The 11,937-nt window shown below is 38.7% G+C and carries 9 protein-coding genes; 2 read left to right on the top strand and 7 right to left on the bottom strand.

The genetic code is table 11. The features are described 5' to 3' along the window. The first annotated feature begins 422 nt into the window (after positions 1–422). Positions 423–971 (top strand): GNAT family N-acetyltransferase, encoded by a 549-nt coding sequence (locus tag CD31_RS15790; protein WP_036078985.1) that lies wholly within the window; start codon positions 423–425, stop codon positions 969–971. An 83-nt stretch (positions 972–1,054) separates the two neighbouring features. On the opposite strand, the gene CD31_RS15785 is transcribed toward CD31_RS15790, so the two are convergent. Continuing rightward, positions 1,055–2,131, bottom strand: a complete 1,077-nt coding sequence (locus CD31_RS15785) for an undecaprenyldiphospho-muramoylpentapeptide beta-N-acetylglucosaminyltransferase (RefSeq protein ID WP_036078983.1) — start codon at positions 2,129–2,131, stop codon at positions 1,055–1,057. Positions 2,132–2,302: 171 nt separating this feature from the next. On the opposite strand from CD31_RS15785, the gene CD31_RS15780 reads away from it, so the two are divergent. Beyond that, entirely contained in the window at positions 2,303–3,649 is a 1,347-nt protein-coding gene (locus tag CD31_RS15780; protein WP_036078981.1) for an MATE family efflux transporter, read from the top strand. Between the two features lie 40 nt (positions 3,650–3,689). Here the strand turns inward: CD31_RS15780 and CD31_RS15775 are convergent, their stop codons facing one another. From CD31_RS15775 to CD31_RS15750, 6 genes are all read right to left on the bottom strand, one after another. After that, entirely contained in the window at positions 3,690–4,766 is a 1,077-nt protein-coding gene (locus CD31_RS15775) for a Ger(x)C family spore germination protein (protein ID WP_036078978.1), read from the bottom strand. Then, entirely contained in the window at positions 4,756–5,784 is a 1,029-nt protein-coding gene (locus CD31_RS15770) for a GerAB/ArcD/ProY family transporter (protein WP_036078976.1), read from the bottom strand. The genes CD31_RS15775 and CD31_RS15770 overlap by 11 nt, the downstream gene beginning before the upstream one ends. Further along, on the bottom strand, positions 5,781–7,214 hold the full coding sequence (locus tag CD31_RS15765; RefSeq protein ID WP_036078974.1) for a spore germination protein: 1,434 nt from the start codon (positions 7,212–7,214) through the stop codon (positions 5,781–5,783). The genes CD31_RS15770 and CD31_RS15765 overlap by 4 nt, the downstream gene beginning before the upstream one ends. 120 nt (positions 7,215–7,334) lie before the next feature. Next, positions 7,335–10,289 carry an EAL domain-containing protein gene (locus CD31_RS15760; protein ID WP_036078971.1) on the bottom strand — a complete coding sequence of 985 codons (2,955 nt, stop codon included), beginning with the start codon at positions 10,287–10,289 and terminating at the stop codon, positions 7,335–7,337. Between the two features lie 199 nt (positions 10,290–10,488). Continuing rightward, positions 10,489–10,800 carry a helix-turn-helix domain-containing protein gene (locus tag CD31_RS15755; protein ID WP_036078969.1) on the bottom strand — a complete coding sequence of 104 codons (312 nt, stop codon included), beginning with the start codon at positions 10,798–10,800 and terminating at the stop codon, positions 10,489–10,491. A 101-nt stretch (positions 10,801–10,901) separates the two neighbouring features. Further along, complete coding sequence (locus CD31_RS15750; protein WP_036078967.1) at positions 10,902–11,591, bottom strand: CAP domain-containing protein; 690 nt, start codon at positions 11,589–11,591, stop codon at positions 10,902–10,904. Between the last annotated feature and the right edge of the window lie 346 nt (positions 11,592–11,937).

Raw genomic sequence — 11,937 nt, 5'->3', positions numbered from 1 at the left:
TAAAATTTATATCCTTTTAAGGATAATATTTGATATATTACCTATTATAACAAGTAACCAATACTACTAAAGATGTAGATAAATGATTAATATTAGATAAAATTGATAGGATAGGCTTAATGTTATAAAACAACAATATTATCGATCATCTCGTTTCATTTATCAGAATTTACTGACTATTAAACTCAAATTTTGTTTTTTTACGAGCAAAATAATTGCATCAAGCAGATTATATGTTATATTATATTTAAAAAACTAGCCTTTTTTCGGTATGGTCGAAATCAGTAAGACAGCGGGAGATTATGGAATATCATAGTTATAACGTCTAGTTCTTTGGGTTTTAATTCCAGTACGAATTTTAGTTTTCTTCTTTATGCTTCAACGGAATTGTTTTAACTACCCTAGTAAAGGAGGCGTTTCGTATGCTTAAACATCGAGACCTGCATGAATGTACAGAGCTTTATGAGCTATTATCACACCCTTCTGTATTCCCTTTTGTCCGTCAAAAAGCCACATCCGCTGATGAATATTGGTTTATGACAAAACAACTGATTGAAGAGGAAGCGAGAGGACTCGCTATCTCGAGGACCATAACTGATGATTGGGGTCAACCAATCGGCACCATTAGTATTCACGATGTGGAGGACGGTGCAGGCTTTCTAGGAACGTGGATTGGACTCCCTTACCAAGGTAAAGGTTATAATCAAAAAGCAAAAATGTTATTTTTGAACGAGTTATTTTTTGACTATAATTTTCATACGGTCTTTCTCCGTATACGTGTTGAAAATTTAAAATCACAACGTGCTGCTTTAAAGCTTCCTTATGTGGTGAGCGCCAATGAAAGTCATCCAACATTATTAACGCAGGTTAATAGCGGTGAGGCACAATTTAATTTATTTAAAATTCCAAAAGATTTATTCTACCTAACAACGGCACATCAATTGCAAGAGGGCGAAGAGCAAGCAATGTAGTGTACGATATATATAAAAGAGAAGCTATAAGGTTTTGTCATTTCGACCTACCTCATAGCTTCTTTTCTTTTTTCAAATAGCACTTATTTCTTGTAACGTAAAATTAATGACGCCATTTCATCTGGTGTTTTTGGCTTTTGCGTTTTTGCCATTGTCTCCACCATTTCCACTTTACGCTCTGTTAGTGTATGAACAGACTTCATAAAAGATTCCTTCGTCAACTCGTCTTCCTGTAACACTTCTGCGTAACCTTGTTTTTTAAACAGGTTGGCATTTAAAATTTGATCCCCACGGCTTTTTTGCGCTGAGAGAGGTACTAATAGCATCGGCTTGTGAAGCGCTAAAAATTCAAAAATGGAGTTAGAGCCTGCTCGTGACACAATAAAATCTGCAGCATGCAATAAATCAGGTAACTCTGTTGTCACATACTCAAATTGCTTGTAGCCTGGCATTGCCTCCAGTGATTGGTCAAAATTCCCCTTCCCACATAAATGAATGATGTGAAATTGCTTGAGGAGCTCTGGTAAGTTTTTACGTAGTGCCTCATTTAAGACAACAGAGCCTAAACTCCCTCCCATAACAAGTAACACAGGCTTTAAAGTAGAAAAGCCGCAGAAAGCTAGCCCCCTTGCTCTTTCTCCCTCAAATAACTCAGGACGAATAATGGAGCCTGTGCAAGTAGCCTTCTCTTGAGGTAAATGCTTCAGTGTTTCTTCAAAAATTGTAAAAACATGTGAAGCAAAAGGTAAGGCTATTTTATTGGCAAGACCAGGTGTTACATCAGATTCATGGATGACAACTGGCACACCCGCTAATTTCGCCGCCATCACAACGGGTACAGAGACAAACCCACCCTTTGAAAAGACTACCTGTGGTTTCACTTTTTTTATAATACGAAAAGCCTGCATCATTCCAGCAAGCACTTTAAATGGATCTGTAAAATTTTTCATTGAGAAATAACGACGCAATTTACCACTCGCAATGCCATAAAACGGAACATCGGGGAACGCCTCGCCAATTAATTCTTTTTCAATACCTTGCTCTGAGCCAATATAGTGGACATCATAACCAAGTTCAAGTAAAGACGGGAGTATCGCCTGATTTAACGATACATGGCCAGCTGTCCCACCACCGGTTAAAATGATTGTTTGTTGTTTCACACAAATTCTCCTATTCCTAAAAAACCATTGTAGTTAGCACTACTTTTTGTTTACAGTGTTCTATTTTACTATATGCTGACGAAAAGATATAGATGAAGCATGAAAATTTCAGCTTTTCTCTCTTTACATATGCTATACTTGTTCATTATGTTCATGAAGGAAGTAGAAAATATGTATCAAACATCCACAATTAAGGAAAAATACGTGCTACTCTTAAAAATGATTGTCCCTATTTTAGTGACACAGGTAGCGATTTATCTTATTTCATTTTTTGATATTTTAATGTCTAGTCGTTACGGGACGGTTGATTTAGCAGGTGTTTCGATTGGTTCCTCCATATGGATTCCGATCTATACTGGACTTTCAGGTATACTCCTAGCTATTACCCCAATTGTCTCACAGCTTGTGGGAGCGAAAAAAGAGATGGATGCAAAAAAGGCAGTCCAGCAAGGCATTTATGTCGCGATATTGCTGGCGGTCCTTATTTTTACAGGACTCTTCTTTGGCATTGATTGGATACTTAGTAAGATGAACTTAGAATCTGCTGTACATAGCATTGCAAAAGGCTACATCTATGCGATGTGTGCTGGTCTTTTACCACTTTTCTTATTTTTTGTGATGCGTTGCTTTATTGACGCCCTTGGTCAGACACGGGTCACGATGATCATTACCTTATTGACAACGCCCATTAATATCGTGCTGAACTATATCTTTATTTTCGGCAAATTCGGTGCACCTGAGCTTGGCGGCATCGGGGCTGGTGTAGCGACAGCAATAACGTACTGGCTAATATTCATGATTACAGTATGGATCATCGCTAAACGAGTACCGTTCGAACGATTCCGTCTGTTTTATGATTGGCCTAAGCTTGAATGGCTTCGATGGAAGGAAATTTTATTGATTGGGGTACCGATCGGTATTTCCCTATTTGCAGAAACAAGTATTTTTTCTGCTGTGACCATGATGATGAGTAATTTCAGCACAGAAATTATCGCAGCCCATCAGATCGCCATCAATTTCACTTCCCTGTTATACATGGTTCCACTCAGTATTTCTATGGGTGTCACAATATTAGTAGGTTTTGAGATTGGCGCAGGACGCATGCGAGATGCTCGTATGTATAGTTATCTATGTGTAGGTACAGCCATTTTATTTAGCTTTATATCAGCTTGCATCTTATTTATTTTACGTGAACCTGTAGCGCATATGTATACGACAGATCAGATGGTTCTTGAGTATGCCGTACAATTTTTAGTCTATGCAGCCATTTTCCAGCTATCTGATGCGATACAAGCACCAGTGCAAGGCGCATTGAGAGGCTACAAAGATGTCATGATCACATTTATCATGGCCATTATTTCTTATTGGGTGATTGGCTTGCCAGTTGGGTACACCCTTGCCACACATACGGATTTCGGCCCATTTGGCTATTGGATTGGCCTTGTGGCAGGTTTAACAATGGGCGCCGTTACTCTATTAATCCGTCTGCTGATTGTTCAAAAAAGAGTAACTGTTTAATAAAAAATCGCCTTTTCTCCAAACTTGAGAAAGGCGATTTTTAACGTAAAACACCTGTACGAATGATTTTCACTTGAACAGACGGCACTAGCTGTAAGGATGCATAGATAGTATGCCAATCCTTCTGAAACATCTTGGGGTGATAGGCACGAATATATCGACCAATCCCCAACGTATCCGATTGCTGACCTTGAAGAATCCGCAAAACCTCCTCAAACTCTGCCTGCATTTGATTTTGAATCAGCTGCTGAACCTCCTTGAAAATGGGGTCTTTATATAAATGGTCATGTGCAAATTCCTCAATTTCTACCTCGATGAGATAATCCATGTCTATTCTTTTTAATTCCTCATTCACCGTCCATTGACGCTTGATATGAATGACCTCTGCTGTGATTGGCATCGCTTTTCCATCATGCTTCCACATATAGCTCATCCGTGCTTGTTTGCTAGGTTGATTCATTAAGAGAAGCATCGTGAGAGATTGTTTTGGTGTTAATACTGTACCCGTAAACCTTTGACCTGAAAACAACGTGACGCCTGCCGCAACAGCATGCTTTTTATCCTCACTTAACTGAATATACGGTAGTGCTATATCAATTGTCTGTTCAAATAGCATGGAGCCAACCGTCTGTAAATCTAATTTCGGAAAAATTGTATTTTCCTCTGTACTTTCCATAAAACGTTCATAATAGTCTCCTGAACCCCCTGCCAAATCCTTTGTGAGCTCTATAAACGGCTTGACATCCCCTTCTGTTACAGCAATTTTTATCGATATCGGGTTTTGGGGATTACGAAAATAAATATCCAAAATATCATAAAGAGGCTCTCTTACCGTTTGATCCGATACAAGGATAGTCGATAGCTCAGATAAATCAATTGTTTGTTCTACTTTTAAATTGGCTTGATTCCGTACATCTCTTGGTGAAATGCCGTCCGCTTCAATCACTTCATTTTGCTGAGCTGCTGTATTCGGATAGGCATAATACCCCTTGTATGCCCCCACATATCCGTCCACCCCAACAAGCGTCACAACGGAAGCGTTTTTATAAAGTCGTTCATCCCAACAACCAGCTAAAAGTAACATAGAGAAGAGGAGCATAATCCCTTTACGATACACGTTTTCCCCTCCATTTATTCCAACAAATAATCATCATTGGTAGTAGAATCGTAAACACGATGAGTACGTAGTGTATAGAATTTTTGACAAACTCAATGCGCTGAAATTGCATGACAAATAGCGGCAGGATAGCTAAGAGAAGATGATAAATAACAATACTGCGTTTCGGATGCTTCCGCTTTTTTGACAAATAGAGCACACGAAAGGACAAACCGTAGATCATGACCGTAACAATGGACCAAGAAAGCCAAATATAGATGAAAAAAATATCCAGCCGTTTTACAAAATTCACTTCCTGTGATTTTAAAATATACATAATAGGCTCTGGTATCAGTTGAATCTCCTCCAAAGCAAAGAACATTTGTGTAAAGACAACCGAAAGAAAATAAAAGATAAAAAGGACGAGTTGGTAAATCAATAAGGGCTTTCCCTTCACCTGTAAATCCTGTTTGAGAAATGGACGATAAATGAGGTACATTTCAATCCCAAAAAAAGCATACATGCTATGGATCATGCCCGCCATGATTTGCTTAGTATGATTCCATTCAACAGGGAAAAGATTACTCCACGTTAGATCCGGAACCGCCAGCATTAAAAAAATGACGAAGAGGAAAATGATAGGGATTAGCATGACACCAATGTTGATGACCGTTTCTGGTCTGACGAGGTTGGCATACAAGGATAATCCTACAATCAGCATGACAACAAGCCATTCAGGTGTTTGGGGCAAGACCCATGAGGCCAGAACATACCCCATATAGGCAATTAATACAGCTGTTATTAATAACCAATAGATAAGATAGACCCAGCGAAAGAACCCATTTAAAAAGAAAGATTGATAATAGCGTTCAAAAAAGAACAGCAAGCCGTAATGGAAGAGGCTAGCAAGGATGAAGACAAACCATGCACTATGCTGGCTGTATATGATTAACGGTGTTTGAAACGAAATGTAGACAACACCTGTCTGAATGATAAAGAGTAGTAAAAAAAATTGTGCCTTTGATAGAGAAAAATTCATGGTGTATCCTCATTTTTCCCCTTTTCATCCTTCGGTGGTTGAAAGGAAGTAACTTGGACTGTCGGTCTAATAAATGGCCAGCGTAAAAAAATTTTATAAACAGCTTTCGGTTGAAAAGGTACAATAGGTGAAAAATACGGCTGTTTCAATGACGTTAAACTAATTAAATGAATTAATAGGATGACAACCCCTACCACAATGCCTAAAAATCCAAATAATGAGGCAAGTAGCATAAACGGAAAACGGAGCATGCGAATCGTGCTATTCAATTCAACGGACGGGACGACATAGCTTGAAATGGCCGTTAAGGCGACAACAATAACCATTAAGTTTGACACGAGTCCAGCACTTACAATGGCATCACCGATCACTAATCCTCCTACGATCCCAATCGTTTGCCCTACTGATTGTGGCAAGCGAATACTTGATTCTCGTATGAGCTCCATAATAATCTCAAGTATCAGTGCTTCAATTAGCGGTCGATAAGGGATATCATTAACATCATTTTTCACTTGATTACTTAATTCTAACGGTAATACCTCAAAGTGAAAGCTAATTACCGCAATATAAAATGCTGGTAAAAAAACCGCCGTTACAAACGACAGTAAACGAACTATTTTATAAAAAGAGCCAACCACTACCCGACTATTATAGTCATCAGGTGTTTGATAGAAAGAGAAAAATGTCACAGGGCCAATCAAGGCAGACGGCGAAATATTGGTCATGACCACAACTTTACCCTCCACTAAATGGGCTACGACACGATCTGGATGCTCTGTATTTAACAATTGTGGAAATGGCGATAACACAGAATCCTCAAGGGCATCACTTAACTGGCCAATACTATAAAAATAGTCGATTTTAATGTCCGCAATCCGCTTTTCCATCTCTTTTAAGGTCTCAGGCTTTATGACCCCATCCATATAGAGATAATAAGCTTTTGTGTTCGTTTGTTGTCCAATTGTAAAAGATTTGACCACAAGAGCGGGATTATTCACTCGCTTTCGGATCAACGTTAAATTGGTATCCGCCCGCTCCACAAGCCCTTCATGGGAGCCTCGCAGAATATGTTCATTGTTTGGCTCCTCAAGGTTACGACGAACTTCATTGGGAATCGCTAAAGTCAGCATTTTTCCCATGTCAGGCAAAATCACGAGCGTTTCACCTTGGCAAACCCGTTCAATTGCTTGCGGTAGCGCAAAATTATCGAGTGTTGTAAGGAGGGTTTCACTCCAAAAGGGTTTTTCTGTATCTAAACGTGCATAAATCGTATCCAGTATTTTTTGTACTTCCTTCGCATCAACAAGAGAAGCGTAAAAGCATAAAATAGCCGTGTCCCCTTCATGCCAATCTATTTGTCTGACGGTCAAATCCGAGGAATGGTAGAATGCTTTTTGTAGGCTTTTCATCATATACTCCACTTTATCCATAAAACGCCTCCTCTACTGGAGAGTATAAGCATCTTTCGTGTATTTCAAACGCTTAGATCGTGTGATTCCACACCATGAAAAAAGATGCCCACTAGAACATTTGGGCATCTTCATGATTCGCTATTTTTTAAAATAAGCTTCAATATCCTCATACATAAAGGGCGTTCCCTCTATTTTTTCATGGTGATTATGCAGGGCGGTCATTCGATTGATAATCGGTGCTAATTTTCCTTCATCCTCCTGCGTTAGATTGAAGGCGACACCATAAGAGTAGATTTGGTATTTTTCTTCTAGGGTCCATCTAAATGTGCCCTCTAGGTTAAATGATTGATTCATCAAAATAAAGCTAAATTTAAATTTCATCGTTTGATTAACTGGTAGCTTCAAAGAAGAGCGTATCTTCATGCCGCCTAAGCTAATATTTTCGATGATGATAGGGGTATGTCCAATATTTAGTTTTTGTTCATTCATTTCAATAATCGTCATGAAGCCCTTCACATAGGCAGGGAATTGAAAGCGGTAATATTTGCGCCGTTCCACCACAGGCTTTTTATGAACACTAGCTTTTTGTGGTGTTAAAATGCCTTGTGCCAGCATTTTTTCAAAGGCTTTCGCGGGAACAGCCTTCGTATAAATGCTACCTTGCAGATAATCACATGCTTGCTGCTTTAAAAAGATAAATTGCTCGTAACTTTCAACTCCTTTTGCCACTACCTGAATACCAAGCATTTTAGCTAAATAAATCGTTGTTGAAATGAGTCCATTTTCAATCGGACGATCATGACGAATTTCACGAATAAACGCTTCATAGATATGGAGTGTCGTTGGTTGGAATGTTCGCAATGATTCTAAGGATGAATAGCCTGTTCCAAAATCACCAATAGCAATTTTGACACCAACTTCTTGTAATTCTTTGAGAACAGTCATTACACTTGTACTATTTTTTAAGATGGTACTTTCACTTATCTCGAATTGTAAATAATGCGCGTCAATCGAATTTACCTGTAATTGCTCTTGGACAAACTGAATAAAGCCCTTTTTCATCAGACGAATTGGCGATATCTTAATACTAATTGTTCGCAGCACATGCCCTTGCTGCTTCCAGTGCTGTAACAACGCACATGCTTTTTTAATCACCCAATCTGTAATGATATGAATCATATGGTTTTCTTCCGCTAATGGAATAAATTCACCAGGTGACACAAGGCCCCATTCTTTATGATGCCAACGAATTAATGCTTCTGCGCCGTTGATAATCCCCTTTTGCGGCTCCACCAATGGTTGGAAATATAATTCGAATTCCTCATTTAACATGGCTTGTCGCATATCTCGGTCTAACACGTACTGCTTATAGGAAGTAATATCCTCCGTAAAGGCATAAATATGAAAACGATTCCTTCCCTGCTGTTGCGCGTAGCATAAAGCTGAATAGGCATTTTCTAATAAAATGTTTCTCGTTAGGCCCTCCTCTGGATAAAAGGCAATGCCAATGCTAGCAGATAGGTGCAAGCGATAGTCTTTTATAGAAAAAGGTGTATCAAAGGTTTTCAGTATACGGCTAGCCAGCGCGGAAATATGCTGCTTGCTCCCATATTTTTTAATGACAATGATAAAATGCTGATTGTCTAGGCGTGCCATGTAACTGCGATCATCTGTTAGTGTGGAAAAGTAGTTGGTCACCGTGCGCAGAAGCTCATCACTGATTTTCGTACCTAGCGCATTATTTATGATATGAAAGCGGTTAATCGAAATATATAATAGCGCGAAGGGTTCGCCAGCTAAGCATAATGTATCGACTTTATCATGTAAGCTCAATCGATTTGGTAAACCTGTTAATTCATCATAATACACTAAATAATTCAGCTTCTTTTCTCGTTCGATTTCCTTTGTAATATCAGTTACTAAGCCAAAAATATGGTTGACCTCCCCCTCCTGATCTAGTCTCGGCACAATTTGCTCCAGTAACCACTTTGTCTCATTCTTCCCCGTTAGGATACGATAAATCACTTGATAGCTTTTGCCTGAAGCGAGATGATCTGTATACGCTAATACTTCCTCACGATGTGCAGGATGAATCATATTAATCCATACTTCTGAGTCTTCGTAAAGCTTAGCTAATGGAATACCTAGAATTCCCTCCAGTCCTTTAGAGGCAAACAGCATATTACCACGAATGGAATCCCGCATCCAAATCCCTGCATCTAAATTGTCAAAGATAGAATGATAGTTGGCTAACGTATCATTTAGCGTTTTCTCAAGTAGTTTGAAAGCCGTTTCGTCTTTGACAACCCCAATCATCTTAAAGGGCTTGTCATCCTTCCAAATGACTTCGGCGGCAGCTTGTAAAAAACGCAGTTCATTGGTTTTGCCGTGATAAATTCGGAAGTCACTGTCAAAATTAGTCCCTTTTCGCGCATGATTAAATGCATCATATGTCCTTTCATAATCATCTGGATGAATGAACTGAAATACGTGATCAATCCCATCGTTATCTGAACGCGTAAAGCCAAAAATATGATAAAAGTTATCTGAGCAATAAAGTTTGTCATGCTGAATAAAGTACTCCCAGCTCCCAACTGCCGCAATATGCTGGGCGTAATTTAAATGCTTCTCATGGAGCATTAACTGATGCTTCATGGCGGAATACGTCGACATATCTTCAATGATTAAATAAAGCCCCTCCGAATGATTGTCGTCATTTTTGATCGGTATAAACGTCAGCACTAGGCTTAGGTTTTGTCCTTGATGCTGTAGTCGTTCAATATCAATTTTGACCGACTTTCCTCGCAATGTTCGATTGAATGCTCTTTTTAATCGTTTATAATCTGCCTCAGTCAGAATTTTCTTAAAATCCTTCGCATGGCTAGGTCGATATTGTAATAGTTCAAAGAGTGCTTCTTGATTGACATAAATAATTTCGCCATCTGCCGAAAACACAATCATCATATCAGGGTGATACTTGGCAAAGGACATGGCATATGAAAATAAACGATGGTCTTGAGCTGTTGCTAGCGCAATCGTATGCGGTCTTTCTTCTTTTGCAAAAAACTGCTTTAATAGATTCGGCTTTTTCATCCTTCTCACCTCTCCCTACTTTTTACCCACTACTTATTTATCAATTCCCCCAAAATACAGTTTAAAAACTTCTATCTTATAAAAGAGAAAGAAAAGTTTCATCGACCGGTTTTCGCTGGAGAACTGCTCCTTTTCGAGGGAGAAGCGCTCTTTTTATTAGGTGATGCCCCTATCCAAAGAAATAGTTCATATGTTTTTCTTAAGGTACTACGATTAATTCCATATCCAGTAGCCATCGATCCATAGCTTGCTTTGGATAATAGACATTGTCCCCTACCTTCACATGAGGGATTTCGCTTATGTAACCATTTGATCCGTCTGGCACTTCTGTTAATTTTAACAATTCCACGACACTGATTCCTAAATAATCAGCTGCCTCTTCTTGAGATAATAGCTGGTGTTGCACGGGTTCTTTTGGCTGCTCTTTTAAACTAGTAGCGATGAGCCAGCTTCCTATTAAAAAAGACACCGCCAATGAGAAAATCGCTATTGCTATGCTATATTGTTTCAATTCTATCCACCCTTTCTCATCAAATTTTACCATTATTTCAATAAAAAAAGATGCCCTATAAGCTTTAAAGACTTATAGAGCATCTTTCAATTAATATAGAATTATTTTTGGATAAATTGTTGTGTCCAGTAGTTACCTGATTTCACGTATCCTACACCGATGTGCGTAAAATTACCGTTTAAAATGTTCGCACGGTGTCCTGGTGAATCCATCCACGCTTGTACTACTTCTTGTGGTGAGCGTTGACCTTGAGCAATGTTTTCACCTGCAGCTTTATAAGTGATGCCTAAAGCTTTCATACGATCAAATGGTGAACCAAATGTTGGGCTCGTATGTGAGAAATACTTGTTTGTTTGCATATCTTGTGATTTTTCACGAGCTGCAGCCATTAATTTTGCATCTGTTTGAAGTGGTGATAAACCAGCTTTTGTACGTTCAGCGTTCGTTAATTTCACTACCTCTTGTTCAAATGCGTTCACATCTGAAGTTGTTGTTGATGGTGTTGAAGTAGTTGGTGGTGTTGCTGGCTTTTCGTTTTGTGATGATTGATTATTATTTGGCTTTGTTGGTGTTGTATTATCTGTTGTTGGCGTCTCATTAGATGGTGTAGATGCCTGTGGAAGTTTAATCGTCCACTTATGATTGTTGTTTGACCATTTATAATAATAAACATTACAGTTTGTTGATTGCTGTTCGGAATTCCCCTCTGTTGTATTTGCAGCAGCAGAAGCTATTTGAATTGGAGCTGCTAATAGAAATGTTGCACAAATTGCAGTTAATGTTTTTTTCATGTTTGCAATTCCTCCTTCTCTGCCACTAATCGTAAGGGATGTTTTTCATTAAAATCTTACCAACATCTGCTAGCTACGCCAACGAAGAATAAAATGCCCGAAAAATCACGTTTTTTTCGCGCTATTTTTTAGCAGGTTTAACCAATCTATGAAATACTTACGTTTGAAAGAGGGTTGACACCCCTCCTAAACTAGTAAATATTTTAGAAAATAAACAACTAACATGAATAAAAAATGCATGATTTATACATGTGTTTTTTAGCCTCTTTTTTTCAGTGCCCTCTTTAAATCACCCTAGAGACGGCTAGTGTCGTAGCCTCTTGCCAACCTAATATTACAATTATGT

Source organism: Lysinibacillus boronitolerans JCM 21713 = 10a = NBRC 103108 (assembly GCF_000772935.1).
Classification (GTDB): domain Bacteria; phylum Bacillota; class Bacilli; order Bacillales_A; family Planococcaceae; genus Lysinibacillus; species Lysinibacillus boronitolerans.
Note: the sequence above shows the minus strand (reverse complement) of the source record. Positions and strands in the feature narration are given on the sequence as shown.